We start from the raw sequence: 24,045 nt of genomic DNA, 5'->3' as shown, positions 1-24,045 counted from the left end.
GGGGGGCAGTCAGGCGCGATCGGCCATCCCCATGCGGGCCAGCACGACCGACTCGACGATCTGCACGAGGTTGTACAGCACGAGCGCGGCGCCGGTGACGAGGACGACCGCCGTCCACACGGCGGAGAACTGCGCCGCGTTGACGTATCCGCCGACGGCACCGCCGATCCCGCCGCCCACGGCGAGCCACTCGGCCAGCAGTGCGCCGGTGATGGCGCCGGGCACCGAGATGCGCACCGCCGCGAAGAACTCCGGGAGGGAGCTCGGGAGGGCGACCTTCCGCAGTCGCGTCCACGCCGTGCCGCCGTATACGGAGATGAGGTCGTTCATCTGGGGTGAGGCCGACTTCAGACCGAACGCGATGTTGACGAGCGCGGGGAAGAGGACGACGATGCCGCCGATGACGGCGACCGAGGCGAACTCGCGGCCGAAGATGAGGATGATGACGGGCGCCATGGCCACGAGCGGCACCGACCGCAACAGCATCGCCATCGGCATCAGCGCGTGCTCGACCCCCTTGCTGAGCTGGAACAGGATCGCGATGAGCAGGGCGACCACGAGACCCGCGGCGAAGCCGACGACCGCGTGCCCCAGCGTGACTGCGAGCTGTCCGAAGAGCTGAGCGCGGTTCGCCTCGGCGTTGGGCATCGTGAACAGGAAGTTCCAGACGTCGACCGGACCCTTCCCGACGTACGCCGAGACCCCGAACAGCCACAGAGCCCCGACCCAGATCACCAGGACCGCGACGATCGTCAGGGCGAAGGTGAGGATGCTGCGGCCGAGCGCGCGCCGTGTCGACGCACGCGTCTCCCGACGGATCTGCTCGTCCAGCTGGGACTGCTGCGCGGCCGCGGCGGGGGTGCTCACGGCGGTGAGAGCGGCTTCGGTCATCGGACCGCTCCCTTCGACCACGGGGCCACCGCACGTGAGATCAGGCCGAGCAGCGCATATCCGGCGAGGGCGACGGCTCCCGAAACGAGAGCGATGTCCCACACTCGCGCCGCGTTGAGCGCCTGCTGGGCAGCGATCATCGCCGGCCCCACCCCCACGGTGATCTTGCCGAAGAACTCGCCCAGCACCGCGCCGAGGAAGGCGGCGGGCACGGCGATCTGCAGCGCGTTCAGGATCGCCGGAAGCGAGGCGATCACGCGCACCTTGCGCAGCTGGGTCAGCCGTGAGCCGCCGTAGACGGTGATGAGGTCGAGGCTGGCCTTGTCGGCGGCCTTCAGTCCCAGGAGCGCTCCGACCACGGTCGTGAAGAAGCAGCTGAGCGCCGCCAGGAAGATCGCGGTCGTCGACGGCTGCCCGGCGGTGGGGATCGGGACGATCACGGTGAGCAGGAGGCCGAGGGCGACGATGGGGATGCAGTAGGTGATGATCGCGATCTGCATCACGGCGCCTTCGAGGCGGGGGACGATCAGCACGACCGTGGAGAGCACCAGCGCGAGACCGTTGCCCCACACGTAGCCGATGCCCGCCTCGGTCAGCGTGATGCCGAAGTTGCGGACGTAGAAGTCGAAGCCCGTCTCGGCGAACTCGACCACGACCTGCAGCGGGGTCGGGATGGCCTGCGCGCCTCCCGGGCCGACGCTGGAGAAGACGGTGGCTGCGAGGATCCACCAGAGCGCGATCACCCCGACAGCGCCGATCAGGCCGGTGACCCACGCGGGAAGGCGGATGTCCTCCCACTGGACCGCGCGCGCCTTCGCTGCGTCAGTGGTCATCGGCAGCAGCGCCCCCCACGCCGAAGAGCAGTTCCTGGGCGTGGTCGACGTACGCGTGGAACTCCGGCGTGCGCATCATCTCCGGTGTGCGCGGGCGCGGGAGGTCGATCGTCATGACCTCCTTGATGCGGCCCGGTCGGGGGCTCATCACCGCGACCTGGTCGGAGAGGAAGATCGCCTCCGAGATCCCGTGCGTCACCAGCAGCGTGGTCGCCGGCTTCTCGGTCCAGATGCGCAGCAGCTCGAGGTTGAGCTTCTGCCGGGTCATGTCATCCAGCGCACCGAAGGGCTCGTCGAAAAGCAGCACCGACGGCTTCATGATGAGCGAGCGCGCGATCGACACCCGCTGGCGCATGCCTCCGGACAACTGCGCCGGCTTGGCCTTCTCGAAGCCCTTCAGACCGACCAGGTCGATCATCTCCGCCACGTAGGCCTTGTCGACGGGTTTGCCCGCGACCTCGAAGGGCAGCTGGATGTTCGACTGCACGCTGCGCCAGGGAAGAAGCGCCGAGTCCTGGAAGGCGATGCCGAGCTCGTTGCCCCGGCGAAGCTCCTTGGGGCTCTTCCCGTCCACGCGGGTGCTGCCGCTGGTGGGATCCTCCAGTCCCGCCAGGATGCGGAGGATCGTCGATTTCCCGCATCCCGACGGCCCCAGCAGCGCCAGGAAGGTGCCCTGGTCGGTGTGGAGGTTGGCATCCTGCAGCGCCACGACGCTCTTGCGCCCCACGCTGAAGACCTTGTTCAGTTCGGTGATCTGCAGGCCGGTGCCCAGGGTCGTCGCCTGGGCACCGGTCTGGGTGGCCGTATCGGTCACAGTCTGTAGCTCTCGGTAGGGGTGGAGATCTCAGCCCATGTAGGCGATGAGATCCGGGTTCTCTTCGTAGACCTCGGCCAGCAGGCTCATGTCGAACAGGTCGGATGCGTCCAGTTCGATGCCCGCGCCGGCAAGGCTCTCGATGGTGGTCCCCTGCAGGTCTTCGGAGATGGTGAACAGACCGTTCTCCTCAGTCTCCTCAGACACCACGAGGAGGTTCTGCGCCTCCGAGCCGGCCAGCGTCTTGGCCGGGTCGAGGTCGAGGTCCACGCCGTAGGTCTCGATCGCCAGGTCGGCACCGGCCTGCGGGTCGGCGAGCGCGTCGGTCCAGCCCCGGATCTCTGCGACCAGGAACGCCTTCAGCATCTCGCGGCTGCTGGCGATCGTCTCGTCGGTCACGGTGAGCGTCTCGGCGACGAACGGCAGGCCGTTCTCCGCGAACGGGAGGTTGGTGGTGGCCATGCCTTCCATCTCGACGGAGATGGACTCGTTGGTGAGGTAGGCGACGAAGCCATCCACCTCGCCGTTGACCAGCGGCGCCGGGTCGTACTGCACCGGAACGATGGTGAGCTCCGACGCATCGATGTCGTTCGCGGCGAGGAGCGCGTTGAACAGCGTGAGGTTGGAGTCCTGCACACCGATCTTCTTGCCCTTGAGGTCATCGGGCGTGGCGATGTTGCCGCCGTCCTCGAGGGACAGCACCGTGAACGGGTTGGCCTGGAAGGTCGCGCCGATGATCTTCAGCGGAGCTCCCTCGTTCGCCACGGCCGCCCCGACCTGCACGGCATCACTCAGCGCGATGTCGGCCGTGCCGCCCAGCAGCTCGGGAACACCGCCCGACGGGCCGGGGATGAGGTTGACCTCCTCGAAGCCCGCCTCTTCGTAGTAGCCGTTGGTGTCGGCGAGGTACTCACCGGCGAACTCTTCGTTGAAGATCCAGCTGAGCTGGACCGTGATGTCGCCGAAGCTCTCGTCAGACCCCTCGGCGGGTTCGGTGGTCGACGCCGTACCGGCGCCGCCGGCGCAAGCGGTGAGGGCGAGGGCGGACAGGGCGACCCCGGCCAGGGCCGCGGTGGCGCGCGATGCGCGCCGGGAAGAGAAGAAGGTCATGTGCTGTGTCTCCAGATGCCGGTGGTGCATTCGGGTAAGGATGCGGCGCCGTCACGGGCTCGACGGTGCTCGGCTGGCTCTGACGTTAAGCGATGTAGATTTCACGAACACTGGCGGGGTGTTTCGGTGCGGTAAACGTGACTGGACGCGCATGGGCCTTATGGTCTAGTAATTAGACCAATCCGTGCGATGTCGCGGAACCCGAGGAGTTCACATGTCCGTGCCACCCGACACCGCCCTGAGCAGCCCCGCCCCCACGCCGCCCGCGCGCGCCCTGCGTGGCAACCTGGGCGCATTCGCCGTCACCTTCATGGTCATCGCCGCCGCCGCGCCGCTCACCGTCGTCGGCGGGCTCGTGCCCATCGGCTTCCTCATCGGCAACGGCATCGGTTTTCCGGTGATGTTCCTCGTGGCCACCGCCATCCTGCTTCTGTTCTCGGTGGGGCTGATGGCGATGAGCAAGCGGCTCCCGGACGCCGGCGCGTTCTTCACCTATATCTCGCACGGGCTCGGACGTATCCCGGGCGTCGCCGCCGCCTACCTCGCGGTGGTCACCTACACGACGGTTCAGGTCGCCGTCTTCTCCTACCTCGGCGGGACCGTCAGCTCGAGCATCGTGCTCTTGGGTGGCCCCGAGATCCCCTGGTGGATCTTCACGCTGGTCTCCGTGGCGCTCGTAGGCGTGCTGGGCTATCGGCACATCCACCTGAGTTCGAAGGTGCTGCTGGTGGTCTTGCTGGCCGAAGTGGGTGTCGTGCTGGTGCTGGCGCTCGTCATCCTCATCACCGGCGGAGCGGCCGGGGTGACGCTGTCGCCGTTCTCGCTCGAGAACATCCTCTCGGGCTCCCCCGCGCTCGGCCTGATGTTCGCCATCGCCGGGTTCATCGGCTTCGAGTCCACGGTCGTCTACCGCCGCGAGGTGCGCGACCCCGACCGGACCATCCCGCGCGCCACCTACGGATCGGCCATCACGATCGGCGTCTTCTACGCCTTCGCTGCCTGGGCCGTCGTCATCGGAGTGGGAGAAGCCGACCTGTTCGATGTCGCAGCGGAAGACCCGGCCACACTTCTGGCTCGCGTCACCGACCAGTACCTCGGCCCGATCGGGTCCGTCGTGGTGGCCGTGCTGCTGGTGGGCAGCATGTTCGCCGCGGTCCTCTCCCTGCACAACGTGCTGACCCGGTACTTCCACACCATGGGCGACGCGCGCCTCCTCCCCGGAGCGCTCGCTGCCGTGCACCCGCGCCACTCGTCCCCGCACCGCGCGTCTCTCGTCCAGGTGACCATCGCCGGGGCGGCGATCGCCCTCACGGCCATCGTCGGCATCACGCCGGCCCAGGCCTTCGCCTGGTACGCGGGGATCGGCACGCTCGCGATCGTGCTGCTGATGGCCGCCACGTGCCTGGCCGTCGTCGTGTACTTCGCCCGCCGCCGCGCCGGCGCCAACCTCTGGCAGGCGTTCATTGCTCCGGGCCTCGGCCTCATCGGCCTCGTCATCGCGGCGTGGCTGATCGCGGAGAACTTCCCGCTTCTGGTGGGCGACACCGATGCTGAGGGCAACCCGACCTGGGGCCTCATCAGCGCCATCCTGCTGGCCGTGGTCATCGCGGCGCCGCTCATCGGCGTCATCCAGGCGCTCGTCATCCGCTCCCGGGACGCGCAGGCATACGCGCACATCACCGAAAGGCTCGACCAGGAATGACAGAAGCGCCCGCCCGACACCCCTTCTCGGGCGCCCCGCTGATCGCCATCACGGGGCGACGGGGCGCGGGAGCACTCATCGGCGCCCCGCGCGGTTTCGCCGACGCCCCCGTCGACATCTACCTCAGCGAGTACGCGGAATCCGTCGTCCGTGCCGGCGGTCTCCCGGTGCACATCCCGCTCGTAGCGGACGCGGCCCTCGTCATGGACCGCATGGACGGCCTGCTCATCGCGGGCGGCGAGGACGTCGACCCCCGCCGTTACGGCCAGAGCCCGGGACCGTGGACGACCGTGGTGGATCCCCTGCGCGACCAGTACGAGATCGACCTGATCGCGGCGGCGATCGCGCGGGATGTGCCCGTGCTCGGAATCTGCCGAGGTCAGCAGATCCTCAACGTCGCCCGCGGCGGCACCCTGGTGCAGCACCTCGAGTTCGGCGAGGGGGAGTCGCACGGGTCCTACGCCTACCCTCGCGCCCACCGCGTGCACGACGTGGAGTTCACCCCTGACAGCACGCTCGCGCGGGTGTACGGATCGACCGTGCGGGTGAACTCGTTCCATCACCAGGCCGTGGATCGCCCCGGCGAGGGCGTCGTCGTCGCCGGTCGCGCGTCGGACGGCGTGATCGAAGCCATCGAGGTCGAAGGCGCCCGCGCGCTCGGGGTCCAGTGGCATCCGGAGGTGTTCGGCGGCGACCCGATCTTCGACTGGCTGGTTCGCTCGGCAGCCGCCGTTTCTGTATCAACCGACGCCCAGGAGGCAGCAGCATGAACGCACGGCACGCGGACCGATCCGCATTCATCACGGGCGGAGGCTCGGGCATCGGGCGCGAGACGTCCCTGCGTCTGGCGTCCGAGGGCGCTCGGATGATGGTGACGGATGTCGACCTCGCCGCGGCGGAGGAGACGGCGGCGCTGATCCGGCAGGCCGGCGGGACGGCTCTTGCCGCTCGCGTCGATGTGCGTAACCGCGCCGAGATCGCCGCTGCCGCCGCGACGGCCGTGGAGCAGTGGGGCGCCCTGCACCTCCTCATCAACAACGCCGGACTCGTCACCAACCACTCCCTGGCCGACCTCACCGAGGACGCATGGGACCTCGTGCTCGACGTCAACCTCAAGGGGCAGTTCCTGGTGGCCCAGGAAGTCGCCCCGCACATCGCCGCCGCCGGTGGTGGAGCGATCGTGAATCTGTCCACGGTGGAGGCGCTCGTCGTCGTCACCAGCGGCACCACGGCCCAGCCGCACTACAACGCCAGCAAGGGAGGAGTGCCCATGCTGACGAAGGCTCTCGCCGTGGAACTCGCGCAGGACAACATCCGCGTCAACTGCGTGGCGCCGGGTCCGATCGCGACGGACTTCTTCTCCTACGAGGGCGTCACCAGCCCCGAGGCGATGGATTTCATGGGGCAACGCCTCCTCGTCAAGCGGGTGGGAACCCCCGCCGACATCGCCTCAGCGGTGTCGTGGCTGCTCTCGGACGAGGCCAGCTGGATCGATGGCATCCAGCTGCCCGTCGACGGCGGATGGCTCACCCGATGAGCGTCGACTACCTTCTCGAGGTCGCCGAGCTCGAGAACGCCGGCATCCACACCGTCATCGTCGCCACCCCGGATCTGCAGGGGCGCCTGGTCGGCCGACGCGTGCCCGTGGAGCGCTTCGCCTCGATCGTGGAGTCCGGGATCGAGATCTGCACGTGCGCGTGGGGATGGGACGTCGACCAGTCCTTCGACCTCATCGGAGCCAATGTCCTCGCGGTGTGCTCGATGCACAACGGCGTCCCCGATGTCGCCCTGATCCCGGACCTCGCCACGCTGCGGCGGGCGGCATGGCTGGACGGTATCGCCATCTGCCTCGCCGACCCGGTGTGGCCGGAAACCGGCGAGCCGCTCGGAATCTCGCCGCGAGTCCTCCTGAAGCAGGAGCTGGGTCGGTACGACGGTCTCGGGTACATCCCGAAGGCGGGCACGGAGCTGGAGTTCTACCTGTTCCGCAACGACCCCCGTGCATTGCGGCTGGGAGGGTTCCGCGACCTCGAGCCCACGACGCTCACGCCGAGCGACTTCCTCATCCACGAGGGCAACGCCTACGAACCCTTCTTCCGCAAGCTCCGGCAGGATCTCCGCGACAGCGGGATCGAGATGGAAGCAGCGCAGTCCGAGTGGGGGCTGGGGCAGTGGGAGATGACCTTCGCGTACGGCGACCCGCTCGAGATGGCCGACCGTCACGCGCTGTACAAACTGGCGGTGCGCGACAGCGCCGTGGCCGCCGGAATGTCAGTGACGTTCATGGCGCGCCCATTGAACGGTCAGCCCGGGTCGTCGTGCCACGTGCACTTCTCACTCCTGGACACGGGCGGCGAGCCGGTCTTCTGGGACGCGTCGGCCGACCACCATATGAGCGACAAGCTTCGGCAGGCGGTGGGCGGGGTCCTGGAGCACGCCCCGGCCCTCATGGCCTGGTATGCGCCGACCATCAACTCCTATCGGCGGACCAACTCGCAAGAAGTCGCCGGCTTCGGACGCACCTGGGGCATCCAGAACCGCTCGGTGTCCGTGCGGGTCGTGGGGCACTCGCCCTCCGCGTTGCGTTTCGAATTCCGCCTCCCCGGCGCCGACACGAATCCGTACTTGACCCTCACCGGACTTCTGGCCTCGGCTCGCGACGGCCTCGAGCGCGGGGTGGTTCCGCCGGAACTGACCCGCGGCAACGCCTACGAGGGAGAGGCCGACTCGGGCATGCCCACGACGCTCGCAGAAGCATCCCGCCTGTTCTCGGGCTCGGACTTCGTCCGTACGCTGATCGGCGATGACAACACGGATCACTTCCGCATCTTCGCCGACCACGAGTGGAACGTCTTCCAATCCGCGGTCACCCCGTGGGACCTCGAACGCTACTTCGATCGGATCTGAGTGTGACCTTTCCGGAACTGCGCACGTGGATCGGCGGGGCGGCAGAGCCCAGCGCCGTGGCAGACCCCGACGAGCGGGCGCTGCACGATCCGAACACCGGCGAACCTCTGGCCCCCAGCCGGTCGTCCTCACCCGAGCAGCTGGATCGCGCTATCGCCGCGGCGGCGGCGGCACATGAGGACCGGCGCTGGGCGGGTCTCGGAGTGCAGCGCCGGGCGGAGCTCCTGAACGCGTGGGCCGACGGGCTCGACGCGCGCGTCGAGGAGATGGCGCGTCTGGACGCGCTCAACGCGGGCGTGCCGATCGCGGTGACGCGACTGTTCGCGGGCAGCAACGGCGACACCGTGCGTGGTGCTGCCGCCCGCGCCGTCGCGCTGGGGGACGTACAGCGCCTGGACGCGGGAGGACGGGACGTCCACGTGGTGCGGGTGCCGTGGGGTCCGTCGGCCCTGATCGCCCCCTGGAATGCGCCGTCGGCCATGGCGACCAAGAAGCTCGCCTTCGCCCTCGCCGCCGGGGCGCCCGCGGTGCTCAAACCCTCGCCCGCCTCGCCGTGGAGTGCCCAGCTCGTCGTCGAGGCTACTGCCGAGGCCGGCATCCCGGAAGGGGTCGTCTCCCTCGTCCTGGGTGGTGCCGACATCGGCTCAGCGCTCGTCGCCGATCGCCGCATCCGATCGATCGCGATGACCGGTTCGACGCCCACCGGTCGGTCGATCGCGGCGGCCGCTGCACCGCGCTTCACCCGCCTGCGGCTCGAACTCGGGTCGCAGAACGCCGCACTGGTTCTCGCCGATGCCGATCCGGCGGCCTCGGCGAAAGCCCTCGTCGCAGGCGCGATGAAGCTCTCCGGCCAGTGGTGCGAAGCCCCGCGGCGGGTACTGGTGGCGCGCCCACTACTGGACGAACTCGTGGATGCGCTGGCGAGCGAGTTGGGCAACCTCGTCATCGGTTCCAGCCTGGATGAGACGACCACGCTCGGCCCTGTCGCCTTCGAGGGGCGGCGCACGGAACTGCACCGCCAGCGCGAGGCCCTGCTCGCAGCGGGCGCGCGAGCAGTCACAGTGGGGCGGCCTCCTGCCCAGGGCTGGTTCGTGGCGCCCACCCTCCTCATCGGCGAAGATCTCGAACCGGAGGGGGAGATCTTCGGCCCGTTGCTCACCGTGGAGCCCTTCGACGATGTCGCCGGCGCCATCGCGAAGGCCAACAGCGGGCAGGTGGGCCTCGCCGCCTACGTGTTCACGAGGGACGAGCGGGCCGGCATCGAGCTCGGTGCACTCCTGATGGCGGGCGAGGTGAAGATCAACGGGACGAGCCTGTTGGATATGTCGGCCGAATCGGTGCAGAGCTTCTTCGGGGAATCCGGCATCGGGGGGCACGGCGATGCCGACGTACTAGATTTCTTCGCAGGGAAGAGGATCGTCGGGACAGACGCCCCCGGCCTGCCCCTGTGAGGGAGGGATGACCGTGCACCCCGACCCCGGCGAGCCGGACGCCTCGCACGTGCGTTCTGTTCCCGGCTATCAGGCGGTCGTGGACTTCCTCCGGCGGGAGATCATCCTCGGCCGCATCCGTCCCGGCGACAGACTGCCGTCGGAGCGGCGCCTGGCCGAGCAGCTCGGCGTCGCCCGCGAGACCCTGCGGCAGGCATTGCGCGTGCTGGAGGGCAGCGGGCAGGTCGTCATCCACCGGGGTGCCCGCGGCGGGGCGATCGTCCAGGAGTCGATCGTGGACCCACGCCTCATCCTGGACGATGTCGCTACGCGCACGGAGGAGATCCTCGCGCTCGCGGAGTTCCGCAGCGTGGTGGATGCCGCCGCTGCCGGGCTCGCCGCGGTCCGCCGTACCGAGGCCGACCTGGAACTGATGCGGTCAGCCCAGGAAGAACTGTCCGCGGCAACGACCCTCCCCGACTCGCGGCTGGCCGACACCGCGTTCCACCTCGCGGTGGCCCACGCGTCGGGCAACCCCGAACTCGTCCGGGCGATCGAGGACGCGCGCGTGAAGATGTTCGCACCGGTCGACCTACTCAGCTTCCGCTTCCACAAGGAGGCGAGTCTGGAAGGGCACGCGCGCGTCCTCGAAGCGATCACGGACGGCGATTCGCCGCGCGCCACCGACGAGATGCAGCAGCACCTCGCGGTGACCCGCGCCGAGTTCGAACAGCTCCTCCGCGAGTACTCCGACTGACACGTGCGCGCTGCGGCGCTCTGCCCGGTGGGCGAGAAACGACGATCCGGACGAGACAGGACGCGCCGCGCCGTTTCTCGTCCGGAATGTCGTTTCTCGGTGCCATCGCGCAGCCCCTGCGCGCTGCGGGCTCAGCGCATCGTGAGTCCGCCGTTGACGACGAGCACCTGTCCGGTCATCGCCTCTGCCCCCTCGGAGGCGAGGAAGGCGACGGCGTTCGCGGTGTCCTCGGGAACGAGACGGCGCTTCATCGCCTGCCCGGCGACCACGGCATCGAATTGCCCGGGGTCGCCGACGACGCTCTGGGCCATCGGCGTCTCGGTCAGGCCCGGGGCGACAGCAGTCACCGAGATGCCGTGGGCGCCGAGCTCCGCCGCCAGGACGCGCACGGCCCCCACCATCGCCCCCTTCGCGGTGACGTAGGGCAGGAAGCCGCCGGCTTGCGGCGGGATCCACAGCGAGTCCGACACGACCATGACGATGCGTCCGAACGACCGCTCGATCATGCCGGGAGTGAAGGCCTGCGCGAGCCACAGCCCCGCCTCGACGTTGACCGCGAGGAGGGTGCGCCAGCGCTCGGCCTCGAGTTCGGCGAGCGACATCGGGTCGATGATGGCGGCGGCGTGCACCAGGACATCGACTCGGCCGTACCGGTCGAGCACCTCGGCGGCGGCCTGCTTCGTCGTCGTCTCCGACGTCAGGTCGGCGAGGACGTCGCCACCGCGACGGCCGAGCGCGACCGTTTCGTAGCCTCCGGCGCGGAGGGCGCGGGCGATGGCGGCCCCGATCACTCCCGTTCCCCCCGTCACGACCGCCACGCGTTTCTGGTCGTCCATCACGGGATCAGCAGCATCTTGCCGGTCGTGCGGCGCGACTCGATGTCCTTGTGCGCCTGGGCAGCATCCTCGAGCGGGTAGCGCTTTGCGATGGTGACTGTGAGCTCGCCCCGCTGGACACGGGTGAAGAGTTCGGACGAGCGCGCCTTCATCTCTTCCGCCGTGCGGACGTGGTCGTTCGTGATGGGGTAGGTGATCTTGATGCTCCGAGGAATCTCGTTCATCTTGATCGAGGGGACCGCGCCGATGAGGGGCCCGTAGTAGACCATCGTGCCGTGGGTGCGAAGCACATCCAAGGATGCGTCGAAGGTCGACGCGCCGGCGCCGTCGAACACGACGTGCACTCCTTCGCCGCCCGTCAGTTCCTTCACCCGGTCCAGGAACGCGCCGCCCGTGGAGACCAGCACGTGGTCTGCACCGGCATCCTTGACGATCTGGATCTTCTCCTCGCGGGAGACCAGCCCGATGACCGTGCCGCCGCGCGCCTTGATGAGCTGCGTGAGCATGAGCCCGACCCCGCCCGCCGCCGCGTGTACGAGGGCGATGTCACCGGGCTGTACCGAGTGGGAGGCGGTGGCGAAGTGGTCCGCGGTCACTCCGTGGAGGAGCACTGCCGCAGCCGTCTCAATGTCGATCGTCTCGGGAAGCGGCACGACGTAGCGCACGGGAATGACGATCTGCTCGACGTAGCTGCCGTGGGAGTCGATCGTCAGCCACGCCACCCGGTCGCCCGGTGCGTACTCGTCCACACCCTCACCGACCTCGATCACGACGCCCGCGCCTTCCATGCCGGGCACCTCGACGACGCGTTGGGCTCGGATGGCGGTGTCGAAGTAATTCACGCCGATCGCCCGGACGTCGACCAGGACCTCGCCCGCACCGGGGCGCGGGGTGGGATGTTCCTGCACCTGAAGAACCTCGGGGCCGCCTGCTTCGGATATGACAACTTTTCTCATGGGGGCAACGTATGGCGGCAAAATTGTACTCACAAGTACAATTACGCGCATGAGCACACTCAAGGGCGTCGCGACCCGCCTGCGCATCGTCGAAGCAGCCGCGGAGGAGATTCGCGAACGCGGCACGAGCAACACGACACTCGAGGATGTGTGCGCTCGGAGCAACACGGGCAAGGGGCAGCTTTTCTACTACTTCCCCGAGGGTCGGGAGCAGCTGCTGCTGGCCGTCGCTGAATTCGAAGCCGCCCGAGTTTTCGATGACCAGATGCCCTACCTGAGCGAACTCACCTCGCGCGCAGCGTGGCAGCAGTGGCGAGACCTCATTGTCCAGCAGTACCGGGACCAGGGGCTGCACTGCCCACTCGCCGTCTTGATCGCCGACGTGGGCCGGTACAGCCCCCGCGCTCGTGCGGTCACCGCGGGACTCGTGCAGCGCTGGCAGGCCAGTCTCGAAGCGGGGATCGAGGCGACCCAGGCCGCGGGTGAGGCGAACCCGTCGCTGGACGCGCACCGCACCGCGGCGGCGCTGATCGCCGCGATCCAGGGCGGGGTCACGGTCTTGCTGTCCACGGGTACCGCGGAGCACCTCGAGGCGGGCCTGGACCTCTGCCTCGACGGCCTGCTGGCGACGTAAGCCGCGCTCGGCGCCGAGCGAGAAACGACGATCCGGACGAGACAGGACGCGTCGCGCCGTTTCTCGTCCGGAATGTCGTTTCTCGCCGAACGCGGGTGGGCGCGGGTGGGCGCGGGTGGGGGGGTCAGCGGGGCTCGGCGGCTAGGTGGAGCACGGACTCGGCCAGGGCCCGGATGCCGGCACCCACGTCCTCCGCCGACACGGCCTCGTCGGGGTGGTGGCTGATGCCGTCGGGGTTGCGGAGGAACAGCATCCCGACCTCGGTGATCGCTCCGATCGCCATCGCGTCGTGCCCGGCGGGACTGAACAGCGTCGCGGGATCGTCGGCCCCGGGTGCGAGAGCGCCGATGCCGGCTCGGACCACGTCCTGCAGCAGGGGTGCGCAGAACACCGCCGGCGCGGAGTGCACTTCGGATGCCCGCCACCGCAGCCCGCGTCGGCCCATGATCGCGTCGAGTTCGAGGGCGATGGCATCCCACGCGGAGTCGCGGTGTGCGTCGAACTCGCCGCGCAGGTCCAGCGAGAAGCGCGCCTCACCGGGCACGATGTTGACCGCCCCCGGGAACGCCTCCAGCTGACCGACGGTGCCGATGATGTGGTGCTCGCCACGGCAGATGCGCTCCACCGCGAGCGCGGCCTCGCTCGCCCCCAGGAGCGCATCGCGGCGCATGTCGTAGGGGGTGCCGCCGGCGTGCCGCGCCTCGCCCTCGACGACGAGCTGGAACCGGCGGGCGCTGGCGATGGATGACACCACCGCGAGCGACTCGCCGCGCCGGTGAAGCTCGGGGCCCTGCTCGATGTGCGCCTCGAGATATCCGACGAGCTCCTCGGGGCGGCGCGCGGCCTCCGAAATGCGCCCCGGGTCGAGCCCGAACTCGCGGACGGCGTGCCGGAGCGTCACACCGTCGCGGTCGGTGAGCTCCCACCACGCGTCATCCCACGTGCCCGCCACGGCCGACGAACCGAGCAGAGCCTTGCCGAACCGGGTGCCCTCTTCATCGGAGAACGCGATCACTTCTACGGCGAAAGGAAGCGGCGCGTACGCCGACCCGTCCTCGCCGCTCGCCCGCAGCAGCCGGACGACCTCGAGCCCCATGAGCACTCCCGCGATGCCGTCGAACCGTCCGGCGTCGGGCACCGTGTCCAGGTGCGAGCCGATGAGCAGCGCGGGTACGTCGCCCGGGGGCGCATCCAACGGGTCGAGGCGGCCGATCTGGTTCCCCGCCGCGTCCTGCCGCGACACCATGCCGATCTCCCGCATCCACTGCGCGACGAGGCGGTTGACCCGCGCGTGCTCCGGGGAGAGGTACACCCGCTCGATGCGTCCGGGAGTCGCGGTGACGCGCGCGAGCTCGTCGCACCGCGCCATCACCCGAGCCGCCGCCGCGGCGATCCGGTCGGGTCCGACCTGCAAGCGCGCACGCACGTCAGTCGCCGCCCGGCACATCAGCGGCGTAGACGCCCTCGGCCGCCTCGACGCCTCCTCCGGCGGGAACGGATGCGCCGAACCGGCGCAGCACGGATTCCAGCGCCGCGAGAGTCTGCACCACCGCATCCGTGCGGGCGTTGTACCCCATGGTCCCGATCCGCCACACGCGGCCGTGGAGCGGTCCGAACGACGTGCCGATCTCGATGCCGAAGTCGTCCAGGAGGGCGGAGCGCACCGCCTCCCCGGGCACGCCCTCAGGGATTTCGACCGCGACGACGTTGGACATCTTGTGGGTGACGTCGCCGAACACCGCGAGTCCGAGCCCCCGTACGCCAGCGAGCATGGCCTCGCCGTGCAGGCGGTGCCGCGCGATCACGGCCGCGCGGCCCTCCAGGAGCATCACGCGGGCGCATTCCCGGGCGGCGTAGAGCATCGACGTCGCCTCGGTGTGGTGGTTCAGGCGCCGCGGACCCCAGTAGTCGAGGATCATGCCGAGGTCGAAGTAGTTCGAGCGGACGAAATCCGGCGCATCCGGGTCGCCCTCCTCGCGGATGCCCGCCTCGATGCGGGCGCGCGAGCGCACCACCGCTACGGCGCGTTCGGAGAGGGTGAGAGGGGCGGATCCGGACGGGCCACCCAGGCATTTCTGCAGGCCCGCTGTCGCCGCATCCACGCCCCACGCGTCCATCTCGAACTCGTTGCCGCCGAGGGAGGCGGTGGCGTCGGTGTAGAAGAGCACGCCGTGCGCGCGGCAGATCTCGCCGATCTCATCGAGCGGCTGGTTCATCGTCGTGGACGTATCGCCCTGGACGAGCGCCAGCACGTGCGGCTTCACGCGCTCGATCGCCGCGCGGATGACCGACACCGGGAACACCGAACCCCACGGCACCTCGATGGTGTGCACCTCGGCGAGCGCCCGCTCCGCGATCTCGGCAAGGAGGTGCCCGAAACGTCCGAACACCGGCACGAGTACGCGGTCCCCCGGGCGGATGAGGGAGACGAGCGCCGCCTCGATGCCGGCGCGCGACGTGCCATCGATCAGCACGGTGGCGTCGTTGCGCGTCGACCACACCTGCCGGTAGAGGTCCTGGGTCTCCGCCATGGTCGCGGTCATGAACGGGTCGTACTGGCCGACGAGCGGCGCCGACATGGCGCGGAGCACGCTCGGGTACGCCGAGATCGGACCCGGCCCCATGAGGAGCCGGGTCGGCGGATCGATCGGGCCGGGGACGGTGTCGGTCACGGGTACTCCGGGTTCGGGTTCGGGTTGCTGTTCGGGCTCGGGCTGGGGCTCGGGCCGGGGCTCGGGTTCGGGGTGCTGTTCGCCCTCGCCGGCCTTCGGCCCCGAGCGCGCTGCGGCCGCACCGGGGTGCGGGCGAGCATGGCAGGGGTCACGTGGCCGCTCCGGGCCAGGATGCTGCCAGGCGGCGGGCGAGCCGGACGAGGGCGATGTCCGTGCCGGCACGCGAGACGAGCGAGACCCCCACGGGCGCCATCCCCACCCGGGTGGGGATGGTCAGGAGCGGCACCGACACGGCGGGGAGGCCCGCTACGGCGGCCGGGGCCGTCATGCGGAGCGTCGCGGCGCGAAGGGCGTCGATGGCCGCTGCATCCGCCGTTCGCAGCGGTGCCGGACCCGGAACGGTCGGGAAAATGAGCACGCCGTCGCGGGTGAGTGCGGACATCCGCGCACGCACGCTCTCGAGGGTGACGCGAGCGGCGGCTTCTTCTTCGGCAGTCACGGCCGCGCCAACGCGGAAGCGCTCCGCGACCGCCGGTCCGACGGCTCCGGGATGGGCGCGCAGCCACTCGCCGTGGTTGCGCCACGCCTCGGCGCCCTGCACCGCGCGGAAGGCCTCGACACAGGCACCCAGGTCGCCGACGTCGACGCGGGAGACGGAGGGCGGATCATCCGTCGCGGCGAGCGCCGCCACGAGGGCATCGAACGCGTCGCGCGTCGCCGGCTCGGCCTGTGCGTGCACGGGCGCGGGGATGAGGAATCGCCACGGGAGGTCGTCGCTGGACGCGCCGTACACGCTCTCGGTCGATTCGGACCCGTCGTAACTCAGGCACCAGTCGGCGACGCGCTGGAGGGTGTCGCCGTCCCGGGCGAGCCAGCCCACCGTGTCGAAGGACTGCGCCAGGGGCACGAGGCCCTGCCGCGGAACCAGTCCGTGGGTCGTGCGCAGCCCCCACAGCCCTTGGTACGACGCCGGCACGCGGATCGAACCGGCGGTGTCGGTGGCGAGGCCGATCTCGGCCTGGCCCGTGGCGACCGCGGTGGCGGGCCCGCTCGATGAGCCGCCCGGAAGGGCGCCCGGCACCGCGCCGTTGGGCGGTGTGCCGTAGTGCGGGTTGTCGCCCGCGATCGAGTACGCGAACTCGTCGGTGCGAGCGATCCCGCGAAGGGATGCTCCGGCCCGCAGCAGATCGGCCACGGCCTGTGCCGTCGTGGTCTCGGGACGCGCCTCCTCGAGGTACGTCGGATTGCCCGCGCCGATACGGAAGCCCCTGACGGCGAACAGGTCTTTCACCGCGACGGTGAGGCCCGCGAGCGGTCCCTCCCACGCGCCCTGGAAGAACGGGTCGCCCACGCTCCGCCACACCGACCGGTCGAAGGCGGGGGCGCGCGGGGTGACGTGCGCTGCGGTGACCAGCCATCGCCCATCGATGCGCTGCCACACCTGAGTCTGCAGGCCTCGCCCGCCGCCGGAGTAGCGCGACACTGACATGAGAAGGGCAGCGTCGTCGGCGAGCGGCCGGTAGTGGATGCTGTCGATGCTCCGCTGCGTCACGCCGCCGCGCTGCGACCGGAACGCGCGGATGGCGTCGTGTCCGACGAGCAGCCCGGCACCGTCCCCGCGGAGGACATCCGGCCCCGGCGCGAAGGACGCGTCGAGCACATCGAGGTCGTTCTCCACCACGGCGCGCTCGTACTCCTCGAACGCCCGCCGGAGGTCGGGCGGGATGTCGGCCCCGCTGTCGGCCGCGGTGTCGGCCGGACTGTCGGCCCGGGTGTGGGGCGGGGTGTGGGCCGGACTGTCGGCCGCGCCGGTCTTGGACTCCGCGGCATCCGTCATCGTCCGTCCCCCGTCGCCGTGCCCGGTTCAGGAGATGTGGCGAAGACAGGCCCGTTTCGGCCGGATGCTCCTGTTCCGGTCGATTCTCCTGATCTGGGCGTGGGCACGAACGCGGACCCGGGCGCGGGCACGGAACCGGACCCGGGCGCGGGCACGGGCACGGATGCGGACCCGGACGCGGACGCGGGGCGGGCGGGGCGCGGGACGTCGGCGAAGTCCGACTCGCGGATGCGGGCATGGACCCCGGACACGATGTCGACCACCTGCGAGATGTCGAAGTCGGTGGCGGCGCTGAGGTAGGCGTAGGCGAGGTGTTCGTCCATCCCCCACCGCGCCCGGATCAGCGACAGCGCGGCGCGTACGCACCGCCGCATCGCCTCATCGAGGTCGACATCGAGGCCGGTCGGCACGAGGTATTCATCGGTGCGGACGAGGGGTCCGGTCACCTCGCCGAACTCGGCGAGCGCCTCCTCCCGCGGCACGACATCGAAGCGCAGGGTCGCGCGCAGCGAAGCCTCCAGGGCCGTGAGCGCGACCTCCCCGTCGCCCTGGGCGAAGTGCGGGTCGCCGATGTACGCGAGCGCGCCGTCCACCTGCACGGGCAGGTAGAGCACGGTCCCCTCGACGAGGAGGTTGATGTCGATGTTGCCGCCATGCGCACCCGGGGGCACGGAGTGCGGCCGCTCGGACTCGGCCACCGCCACGCCCATCATTCCGAGGAACGGTGCGAGCGGGAAGGTGACGACGCGCTCGCCGCCCTCCGTCACGGGCAGCGTGCCGACGAGACGGCCGTCCCGCTCTTCCACCGCGGCGAACACGCTCACACTCCCGGGCGTGCGCGGCAGCTCCCCGACCAGCGCGCCTTTCCCGTGCCGATTGGAGATGACCCCGTACGGCACGCGCGGCTGCAGACGTTCGACCGTGATCTTGAGCAGGTCGCCCGGCTTCGCGCCGTCGATCCGGATGGGGCCGGTGACCACGTGCGGGCCATCGGATGCAGCATCCCTCGGCACGGTGGCAGCGATCGCGATCGCATCATCCAGCACGGCGGATGCCGCCACCCCGTGTCCGCCGAAGAACCTCACCGGGTTCTTGCCCTGGTCATCGAGGATGCCCTCGTGGCTCACGGTGTCGATCGTCACGGTGTCACCGGTCGCGATGGTGAGCACCGCCGCATCCGTCACGCAGGGCAACCGGCCCCACAGCACGGTGTCGGGCGTGGCGCGCAGGTAGTGCGCCCCGGGCGTCTCGCCGACGCCGGGCTGCAGGATCTCGAACGCCGGCGAGGCTGCCTCAGCGCTCTCCTGCGGAATCTCGATCGTCATCGGTCGTTCCCCCATCCGGCGAGCGTCGCGGGCTCGGCCAGGATCTCACGGCCCGCCCGCGCCACGACGCCCTCACCGGCGCGGTAGGCCGGCATCCCGTGGACCCACGTCGTGCTGACGGCGCCGTGCAGCGTCCGCCCGTCCCACGGCGACATCTTGTTGCGGTACTCCAGGTCCGCGGCGCGCACGAGGTGCGACGCATCCGGGTCGAAGGCGACCAGGTGCGCGGGCTCGCCGGCCGCGATTCGCCCGCGCCCACCGAGGCCGCCGATGCGTGCGGGTCCGGTGGTGAACAGCGGCAGGATCCGCTCGAGCGGGATGCCGCGGCGCCGGGCCTCGGTCCACACCGCGGAGAAGCCGGTCTGCAGCCCCGAGATTCCACCCCAGGCCAGACCGAAGTCGCGCGACTCCTTCAACGCGGGTGTGGACGGCGAATGGTCGCTCACGATCGCGTCCACAGTGCCGTCGAGCACTCCTTCCCACAGGAGATCCCGGTTCGCGGCGTCGCGGATCGGCGGGCAGCACTTGTACTCAGCCGCGCCGGCGGGCACCTCCTCGGCCGTGAGCGTGAGGTAGTGCGGGCACGTCTCGATGGTCAGCGGAACGCCCTCGGCCTTCGCCGCTCGGATGTCCTCGAGGGCGCCGGCATCCGACACGTGCACGATGTGCGCACGTCCCCGCGTGCGGCGAGACGCCTCGATGACCGTTCGGATGGCCGCGCGCTCGCCCGCGGCCGGGCGAGACGCCTCGAAGTCGGTGTAGTCCGTGCCGAGCGGACCGTCGGCGTGCAGGTGCGCCGGGTCTTCGGCGTGGACGATGAGGATGCTGCCGAGCCCGGCGATCTCCGTGAGGGCGGCTTCGAGCTGGACGGCGTCGAGGTGGCCGAACTCGTCGATGCCCGACGGGGACAGGAAGCACTTGAACCCGACCACGCCCGCCGCATCCAGGGCCGCCAGCGCACCGAGGTTCTCCGGTACGGCGCCGCCCCAGAATCCGACGTCGACGGCCAGCTGCCCGGCCGCCGCGGACCGCTTGACGGCGAGGGCCTCGGCGGTCGTGGTGACCGGGATGCTGTTCAGCGGCATGTCCAGCACCGTGGTGACGCCCGCCGCCGCCGCCGCGGCGGTTCCTGTGGCAAACCCCTCCCACTCGGTGCGTCCGGGCTCGTTGAGGTGGACGTGCGAGTCGACCAGGCCGGGCAGCAGCACCTGAGAGTCGGCGAGGACGACGTCGGCGCCGGGGTCGAAGCCATCCACAGCGGTGATGACGCCGTCGGCGACGCGGACGGTCGCCGGGACGAATGCCCCGTGGAGGTACACGCGCTGCGCGGCGACCGAGGCCAATGTGCTCATGCCGCCACCGTACGGTTCCCGCATTTCCCGGATGTTACCCACGGCAACATTCTCGGTCCGCGGCTGCGCCGCGTCGCGTGCGCATAACTCCTCAATTCCAACCCGGCTGTGGCCGCAGCCGCCGTCTTTCCGCGGTGCGCGGGGCGCGGTGATGCAGGAATAAAGGAGTTATGCAGAGCGCAGCCGGAGGATGGGCGCCCGGGGGCGGGTTTCAGAAGCCCGCGCGCCAGTCCCGGATGATCCGGACCACCTCATCGAGGTGGGATTCCAGGAGGAAGTGGCCGCCGTCGATCAGCTCGACGCGGGCCTGCGGGACGTCGGTGCGGAACGCCTCTGCGCCGGCCGCGGCGAAGATCTCGTCGTTCCGGCCCCACACGGCGAGAACCGGGGTCTGCGAGGCGCGCAGCCAGTCATGCACGGCGGGGTACAGCGCGCGGTTGGTCGCGTAGTCGCCGAACAGGTGGAGCTGCGCGCGGTCCACGCCCGGTCGCTGCAGCAGCGCGAGGTCGTGCTCCCATGCATCGGGGTCGATCGTCGTCGTGTCCGCGACGCCGTGCGTGTACTGCCACTCCACCGCCTCGCGCCCCAGCGCCGGCCGGAGGGCCACTTCGTTCTCCGCGGACGGTTCGGCGCCGCACGCCCAGATCGGCGCCCAGAAGTCCGGCACGAAGCCGTCCTCGTATGCGTTGCCGTTCTGCGAGATCACACCCTCCACCGCATCTGGGTCCGCCAACGCCAGCCGCCAGCCGATCGGTGCGCCGTAGTCCTGCACATAGATGGTGAACCTCGTGACCCCGACGACCTCGAGGAACGAGCGCGTGACGTCGGCGAGCGCATCGAAGGTGTAGTCGAAATCGTCCACCGACGGAGCAGACGAACGGCCGAAGCCGATGTGATCGGGCGCGATCACGCGGTAGCGGTCGGCGAGCGCCGGGATGAGGTGACGGAACATGTGGGAGCTCGTGGGGTAGCCGTGGAGCAGGAGCAGGACGGGCGCATCCTCCGGCCCGGCCTCACGGTAGAACACGTCGAGGCCGCCGACGGACACGGTGCGGTGGTGAACGGTTGCCATCTCTAACTCCTAAATATCGTTTAACCGGTTAGCCGCACGCTAGCATGGGACCACGCCCGGCAGCCAGCCCGAGGGTGCGACACGGAGGGATGCAGGCGATGGAGGACGAGGAGCTGCTGTTGGCGCTGCTGAACAGCGCGCCGGTCGTTCGGGGGAAGCCGGCCGACGTCCTGGAAAGCCCCGCCGGTGCACAGATCGCGCAGCGGTTCGGCGGCACGGGATCGAAGGCGGAGACCCGCCACCTCCAGCACGTGCGCGGCGCTCTGCAGGCGGTCATCCGCGGCGAGACCGACCGTTTGGAGGAGCTCGGCACGGTGGTCAGCCGCGCCACCCTGGCACCGGAGGTGGGACCGGGCGGAGTTCAGTGGCAGCTGCAGGCACCTGATGACGAACGCCTCGGAGTGCGCGCCGCGCTGGCGTGGTCGGCCGTGATGGCGGAGCTGCCCGGACGCCTGCGGGCATGCGCCAACGACGAGTGCAATCTGTTCCTCGTCGACCACAGCCGGCCGGGCACCGCCAAATGGTGCTCGATGGGCACGTGCGGAAACCGGATGAAGGCCCGCGCCCACGCGAGCCGCCAGCGGAGCGCCACCTCACGCGGCGCGTGAGCCCGCCGCCAGGAGTGCGACGCGTGCGCCGCCCGGCCGTCGTGTCACGAGCCGGAAATGCGGCACCGCTAGCGTGACTGACATGGAGTTGGACGAGTTCAATACGGCCGATCCGGCCGACGCCACGGCCGTGGTCCGCGTGTGGGCGGACGTGCCGGGGTGGGTGGATGCGGTGGTCGCCGGTCGCCCGTACGCCTCCGTCGACGCCCTCGCTGCGTACGCCGGCGCCCTCGCGGCGACGTGGGCGCCCGCCGACCTCGAGGCCGCGCTCGCCCACCATCCGCGCATCGGCGCTCGGGTCAGCGGCGCGGGCGCGGAGGCCGCCGCATCCCGCCGCGAGCAAGCGTCGATGTCGACAGCCGGCGACGACGTCGCCACCGCGATCGCTGCGGGAAACGCCGCCTACGAGGAGCGCTTCGGACGGGTGTTCCTCATCCGCGCGGCCGGACGCACGCCGAGCGCGATGCTCGCCGAGCTCCAGCGCCGCATGGGCAACGCCCCCGACGTCGAGACGGCGGAAGCCACCGCGCAGCTCGCCGAGATCGCCCTGCTCCGCCTCCGCGCCGCCGTCACGGATGACAGCGACCCCACCCCCGAGGACGCCGAGTGAGCTCGCTCACCACCCACGTCCTGGATGCGGCGACCGGCGAACCGGCCGCGGGCGTCGCAGTCGTCCTCGCCGCCGCATCCGGCGACGCCCTCGGCGCGGTGCTCGCGCAGGGCACGACCGACGGCGACGGGCGCCTCGCCCTCGAGCCGGACCGGCTCGACCCCGGCGACTACGCCCTGACGTTCCGCACCGGCGAGTACTTCGCCGCCCGCGGCACCGAGACGTTCCACCCGTACGTGACGGTGACCTTCACGGTCGACGACTCAGGGCGGCACCTCCACGTGCCCCTGCTGCTGAGCCCGTTCGCGTACTCCACTTACCGCGGCAGTTGAGGGGCGCATGAAGGTTCTGATCGTCGGCGCGGGCATCGGCGGCACGAGTGCCGCGATCGCTCTGCAACGCCTCGGGCACGACGTCGTCGTCTACGACCAGATGCGCGAGAACAAGCCCGTCGGCGCCGCCCTGTCGCTGTGGTCGAACGGCGTGAAGGTGCTCAATTGGCTCGGGCTCGCCGACGAGGTCGCGGCCCTCGGCGGGCAGATGGACGACATGGCCTACATCGACGGCCACACCGGTGAGCAGATGTGCCGCTTCAGCCTCGAACCCGTCACCACGCGAACCGGCCAGCAGGCATATCCCGTCTCGCGCGCCGACCTGCAGGCGCTGCTGATGGATACCGTCGGGCAGAGCCGCATCCATCTCGGCATGCGGCTCGTGGGGATCCACGACGACGGCACCACCGTCACGGCGACCTTCGACGACGGCACGACCGACACCGGCGACCTCTTGATCGGGGCCGACGGCGCCCGATCCTTCACGCGTGACTACGTCACGGCGGATGCGGCGACCCGGCCCGAGCGCACGTACTCGGGGTACACGAATTTCAACGGGCTCGTGCCGATCGACGAGCGCATCAGCCCGGCGAACCAGTGGACCACCTACGTCGCGGAAGGCAAGCGGTGCGCCGTGATGCCGGTCGGGGGCGACCGTTTCTACTTCTTCGTCGACGTGCCGCAGCCGAGCGGCCTGGCCTACGACCGCGAAGCGGACGGGAAGCAGCCGCTCGAGGACGCGTTCGGCGGATGGGGCGCACCGGGGGTGCGGGCACTCCTGGACGCCATCGACCCCGCGGCATCCCTCAACCGCGTGGAGATCTGGGACATCGACCCCTTCCACACGTGGGTGCGCGGACGCGTGGCGATCCTCGGGGATGCCGCCCACAACACGACGCCCGACATCGGGCAGGGGGCGTGCTCGGCGCTGGAGGACAGCTTCGCGCTCGGCATCGTGTTCGCCACGAACACCCTGGGCGTCGAGGATGCGCTCGTGCGCTACCAGCGCATCCGGTCGGAGCGGGCGGGTGACCTCGTGCTGCGTGCCCGCAAGCGTGCGGTGGAGACCCACGCCTTCGACCCCGCCGTGACGGAGGCCTGGTACGACTCCCTCCGCCGCGAAGACGGCACCGGCGTCATCCGCGGCATCGTCGGCAACATCGAGGGCAGTCCGGTCAACCTCGGCGGCGGCGTCCTCGCCTGACCGCGGTCACGGCGCGGTGCCGGGTGGTCCCAGACCCCCCCGGATTCGGATCCCGCCGGCAGACTCGGACGGCCCAGCGTCCCGCATCCGAACCCGGATCAAGGTGGCCCCGACGAGCGCGGCGCGACCGCGAACCCGGGCGAGGGGCGACCGGAGACGCCCC

23 protein-coding genes are annotated in these 24,045 nt (G+C 70.4%); 11 read left to right on the top strand and 12 right to left on the bottom strand.

What is annotated here, in order from left to right; genetic code table 11:
- Positions 1-9 precede the first annotated feature (9 nt).
- From AC4FS2_RS16135 to AC4FS2_RS16120, 4 genes are read right to left on the bottom strand one after another with little or no spacing between them, the layout of a single operon-like run.
- Positions 10-891 carry an ABC transporter permease gene (locus AC4FS2_RS16135; protein ID WP_491155133.1) on the bottom strand — a complete coding sequence of 294 codons (882 nt, stop codon included), beginning with the start codon at positions 889-891 and terminating at the stop codon, positions 10-12.
- The gene (locus AC4FS2_RS16130) at positions 888-1,724 is read right to left on the bottom strand and encodes an ABC transporter permease (RefSeq protein ID WP_491155134.1); all 837 of its coding nucleotides are present in this window, start codon (positions 1,722-1,724) and stop codon (positions 888-890) included. Before AC4FS2_RS16130 ends, AC4FS2_RS16135 begins: the two co-directional genes overlap by 4 nt.
- Complete coding sequence (locus tag AC4FS2_RS16125) at positions 1,714-2,538, bottom strand: ABC transporter ATP-binding protein (RefSeq protein ID WP_484533990.1); 825 nt, start codon at positions 2,536-2,538, stop codon at positions 1,714-1,716. The genes AC4FS2_RS16130 and AC4FS2_RS16125 overlap by 11 nt, the downstream gene beginning before the upstream one ends.
- Before the next feature lie 30 nt (positions 2,539-2,568).
- Complete coding sequence (locus tag AC4FS2_RS16120) at positions 2,569-3,648, bottom strand: ABC transporter substrate-binding protein (protein ID WP_491155137.1); 1,080 nt, start codon at positions 3,646-3,648, stop codon at positions 2,569-2,571.
- A gap of 214 nt (positions 3,649-3,862) precedes the next feature.
- Here AC4FS2_RS16120 and AC4FS2_RS16115 point away from each other — a divergent pair, with 214 nt between their 5' ends.
- Genes AC4FS2_RS16115 through AC4FS2_RS16090 form a run of 6 tightly spaced genes read left to right on the top strand, consistent with a single transcriptional unit; the run spans position 3,863 to position 10,444 of the window.
- Positions 3,863-5,350: an APC family permease gene (locus tag AC4FS2_RS16115; protein ID WP_491155139.1), complete on the top strand. Its 1,488-nt coding sequence runs from the start codon at positions 3,863-3,865 to the stop codon at positions 5,348-5,350.
- Positions 5,347-6,120, top strand: a complete 774-nt coding sequence (locus AC4FS2_RS16110) for a gamma-glutamyl-gamma-aminobutyrate hydrolase family protein (RefSeq protein WP_491155141.1) — start codon at positions 5,347-5,349, stop codon at positions 6,118-6,120. Before AC4FS2_RS16115 ends, AC4FS2_RS16110 begins: the two co-directional genes overlap by 4 nt.
- Complete coding sequence (locus AC4FS2_RS16105) at positions 6,117-6,887, top strand: SDR family NAD(P)-dependent oxidoreductase (protein WP_491155143.1); 771 nt, start codon at positions 6,117-6,119, stop codon at positions 6,885-6,887. Before AC4FS2_RS16110 ends, AC4FS2_RS16105 begins: the two co-directional genes overlap by 4 nt.
- On the top strand, positions 6,884-8,257 hold the full coding sequence (locus AC4FS2_RS16100; protein ID WP_491155144.1) for a glutamine synthetase family protein: 1,374 nt from the start codon (positions 6,884-6,886) through the stop codon (positions 8,255-8,257). Before AC4FS2_RS16105 ends, AC4FS2_RS16100 begins: the two co-directional genes overlap by 4 nt.
- 2 nt (positions 8,258-8,259) lie before the next feature.
- Positions 8,260-9,708, top strand: coding sequence for an aldehyde dehydrogenase family protein (locus tag AC4FS2_RS16095; protein ID WP_491155146.1), 1,449 nt, complete (start codon positions 8,260-8,262; stop codon positions 9,706-9,708).
- Between the two features lie 7 nt (positions 9,709-9,715).
- Positions 9,716-10,444 (top strand): FadR/GntR family transcriptional regulator, encoded by a 729-nt coding sequence (locus AC4FS2_RS16090; RefSeq protein ID WP_491155148.1) that lies wholly within the window; start codon positions 9,716-9,718, stop codon positions 10,442-10,444.
- Between the two features lie 131 nt (positions 10,445-10,575).
- Here AC4FS2_RS16090 and AC4FS2_RS16085 read toward each other — a convergent pair whose 3' ends face one another.
- Together AC4FS2_RS16085 and AC4FS2_RS16080 are read right to left on the bottom strand one after the other, a co-directional pair.
- Positions 10,576-11,280, bottom strand: a complete 705-nt coding sequence (locus AC4FS2_RS16085) for an SDR family NAD(P)-dependent oxidoreductase (protein WP_491155150.1) — start codon at positions 11,278-11,280, stop codon at positions 10,576-10,578.
- A complete protein-coding gene (locus AC4FS2_RS16080) occupies positions 11,280-12,236 on the bottom strand; it encodes a quinone oxidoreductase family protein (protein WP_491155152.1) in 957 nt (318 codons plus the stop codon). Before AC4FS2_RS16080 ends, AC4FS2_RS16085 begins: the two co-directional genes overlap by 1 nt.
- A 49-nt stretch (positions 12,237-12,285) precedes the next feature.
- Here AC4FS2_RS16080 and AC4FS2_RS16075 point away from each other — a divergent pair, with 49 nt between their 5' ends.
- Positions 12,286-12,870 carry a TetR/AcrR family transcriptional regulator gene (locus AC4FS2_RS16075; protein WP_491155154.1) on the top strand — a complete coding sequence of 195 codons (585 nt, stop codon included), beginning with the start codon at positions 12,286-12,288 and terminating at the stop codon, positions 12,868-12,870.
- A 124-nt stretch (positions 12,871-12,994) separates the two neighbouring features.
- Here the strand turns inward: AC4FS2_RS16075 and AC4FS2_RS16070 are convergent, their stop codons facing one another.
- From AC4FS2_RS16070 to AC4FS2_RS16045, 6 genes are all read right to left on the bottom strand, one after another.
- Positions 12,995-14,296, bottom strand: a complete 1,302-nt coding sequence (locus tag AC4FS2_RS16070; RefSeq protein ID WP_491155156.1) for an allantoate amidohydrolase — start codon at positions 14,294-14,296, stop codon at positions 12,995-12,997.
- 1 nt (position 14,297) lies between these two features.
- Positions 14,298-15,494: a pyridoxal-phosphate-dependent aminotransferase family protein gene (locus AC4FS2_RS16065; RefSeq protein ID WP_491155716.1), complete on the bottom strand. Its 1,197-nt coding sequence runs from the start codon at positions 15,492-15,494 to the stop codon at positions 14,298-14,300.
- Positions 15,495-15,690: 196 nt separating this feature from the next.
- Entirely contained in the window at positions 15,691-17,379 is a 1,689-nt protein-coding gene (locus AC4FS2_RS16060; RefSeq protein WP_491155157.1) for an AtzH-like domain-containing protein, read from the bottom strand.
- Complete coding sequence (locus AC4FS2_RS16055) at positions 17,376-18,704, bottom strand: acetamidase/formamidase family protein (RefSeq protein WP_491155159.1); 1,329 nt, start codon at positions 18,702-18,704, stop codon at positions 17,376-17,378. The genes AC4FS2_RS16060 and AC4FS2_RS16055 overlap by 4 nt, the downstream gene beginning before the upstream one ends.
- The gene (gene allB, locus AC4FS2_RS16050; RefSeq protein ID WP_491155160.1) at positions 18,701-20,056 is read right to left on the bottom strand and encodes an allantoinase AllB; all 1,356 of its coding nucleotides are present in this window, start codon (positions 20,054-20,056) and stop codon (positions 18,701-18,703) included. Before allB ends, AC4FS2_RS16055 begins: the two co-directional genes overlap by 4 nt.
- A gap of 211 nt (positions 20,057-20,267) precedes the next feature.
- Positions 20,268-21,128, bottom strand: coding sequence for an alpha/beta fold hydrolase (locus tag AC4FS2_RS16045; protein WP_491177675.1), 861 nt, complete (start codon positions 21,126-21,128; stop codon positions 20,268-20,270).
- A gap of 98 nt (positions 21,129-21,226) precedes the next feature.
- On the opposite strand from AC4FS2_RS16045, the gene AC4FS2_RS16040 reads away from it, so the two are divergent.
- From AC4FS2_RS16040 to hpxO, 4 genes are all read left to right on the top strand, one after another.
- The gene (locus AC4FS2_RS16040; protein WP_491177673.1) at positions 21,227-21,736 is read left to right on the top strand and encodes a CGNR zinc finger domain-containing protein; all 510 of its coding nucleotides are present in this window, start codon (positions 21,227-21,229) and stop codon (positions 21,734-21,736) included.
- A gap of 82 nt (positions 21,737-21,818) precedes the next feature.
- Positions 21,819-22,346 carry a 2-oxo-4-hydroxy-4-carboxy-5-ureidoimidazoline decarboxylase gene (gene uraD, locus AC4FS2_RS16035; protein ID WP_491155166.1) on the top strand — a complete coding sequence of 176 codons (528 nt, stop codon included), beginning with the start codon at positions 21,819-21,821 and terminating at the stop codon, positions 22,344-22,346.
- A complete protein-coding gene (uraH, locus tag AC4FS2_RS16030; protein ID WP_491177671.1) occupies positions 22,343-22,678 on the top strand; it encodes a hydroxyisourate hydrolase in 336 nt (111 codons plus the stop codon). Before uraD ends, uraH begins: the two co-directional genes overlap by 4 nt.
- Before the next feature lie 7 nt (positions 22,679-22,685).
- Entirely contained in the window at positions 22,686-23,882 is a 1,197-nt protein-coding gene (gene hpxO / locus AC4FS2_RS16025; protein ID WP_491177669.1) for an FAD-dependent urate hydroxylase HpxO, read from the top strand.
- Positions 23,883-24,045 lie beyond the last annotated feature (163 nt).

The organism is Microbacterium sp. Z10_103 (assembly GCF_058310455.1).
The sequence above is the reverse complement of the archived record's forward strand: the minus strand, read 5'-3'. Positions and strand labels throughout refer to the sequence as shown.

What these genes read in the sequence shown, in the direction of transcription:
- AC4FS2_RS16085 (WP_491155150.1), bottom strand. Translation starts at nt 11,280, where the DNA reads ATGGACGACCAGAAACGCGTGGCGGTCGTGACGGGGGGAACGGGAGTG.
- AC4FS2_RS16065 (WP_491155716.1), bottom strand. Translation starts at nt 15,494, where the DNA reads ATGGGGCCGGGTCCGATCTCGGCGTACCCGAGCGTGCTCCGCGCCATG.
- allB (WP_491155160.1), bottom strand. Translation starts at nt 20,056, where the DNA reads ATGAGCACATTGGCCTCGGTCGCCGCGCAGCGCGTGTACCTCCACGGG.
- AC4FS2_RS16130 (WP_491155134.1), bottom strand. Translation starts at nt 1,724, where the DNA reads ATGACCACTGACGCAGCGAAGGCGCGCGCGGTCCAGTGGGAGGACATC.
- AC4FS2_RS16060 (WP_491155157.1), bottom strand. Translation starts at nt 17,379, where the DNA reads ATGACGGATGCCGCGGAGTCCAAGACCGGCGCGGCCGACAGTCCGGCC.
- AC4FS2_RS16090 (WP_491155148.1), top strand. Translation starts at nt 9,716, where the DNA reads ATGACCGTGCACCCCGACCCCGGCGAGCCGGACGCCTCGCACGTGCGT.
- AC4FS2_RS16075 (WP_491155154.1), top strand. Translation starts at nt 12,286, where the DNA reads ATGAGCACACTCAAGGGCGTCGCGACCCGCCTGCGCATCGTCGAAGCA.
- AC4FS2_RS16040 (WP_491177673.1), top strand. Translation starts at nt 21,227, where the DNA reads ATGGAGGACGAGGAGCTGCTGTTGGCGCTGCTGAACAGCGCGCCGGTC.
- AC4FS2_RS16110 (WP_491155141.1), top strand. Translation starts at nt 5,347, where the DNA reads ATGACAGAAGCGCCCGCCCGACACCCCTTCTCGGGCGCCCCGCTGATC.
- AC4FS2_RS16115 (WP_491155139.1), top strand. Translation starts at nt 3,863, where the DNA reads ATGTCCGTGCCACCCGACACCGCCCTGAGCAGCCCCGCCCCCACGCCG.
- uraD (WP_491155166.1), top strand. Translation starts at nt 21,819, where the DNA reads ATGGAGTTGGACGAGTTCAATACGGCCGATCCGGCCGACGCCACGGCC.
- AC4FS2_RS16055 (WP_491155159.1), bottom strand. Translation starts at nt 18,704, where the DNA reads ATGACGATCGAGATTCCGCAGGAGAGCGCTGAGGCAGCCTCGCCGGCG.
- AC4FS2_RS16135 (WP_491155133.1), bottom strand. Translation starts at nt 891, where the DNA reads ATGACCGAAGCCGCTCTCACCGCCGTGAGCACCCCCGCCGCGGCCGCG.
- AC4FS2_RS16120 (WP_491155137.1), bottom strand. Translation starts at nt 3,648, where the DNA reads ATGACCTTCTTCTCTTCCCGGCGCGCATCGCGCGCCACCGCGGCCCTG.
- hpxO (WP_491177669.1), top strand. Translation starts at nt 22,686, where the DNA reads ATGAAGGTTCTGATCGTCGGCGCGGGCATCGGCGGCACGAGTGCCGCG.
- AC4FS2_RS16100 (WP_491155144.1), top strand. Translation starts at nt 6,884, where the DNA reads ATGAGCGTCGACTACCTTCTCGAGGTCGCCGAGCTCGAGAACGCCGGC.
- AC4FS2_RS16080 (WP_491155152.1), bottom strand. Translation starts at nt 12,236, where the DNA reads ATGAGAAAAGTTGTCATATCCGAAGCAGGCGGCCCCGAGGTTCTTCAG.
- AC4FS2_RS16045 (WP_491177675.1), bottom strand. Translation starts at nt 21,128, where the DNA reads ATGGCAACCGTTCACCACCGCACCGTGTCCGTCGGCGGCCTCGACGTG.
- AC4FS2_RS16105 (WP_491155143.1), top strand. Translation starts at nt 6,117, where the DNA reads ATGAACGCACGGCACGCGGACCGATCCGCATTCATCACGGGCGGAGGC.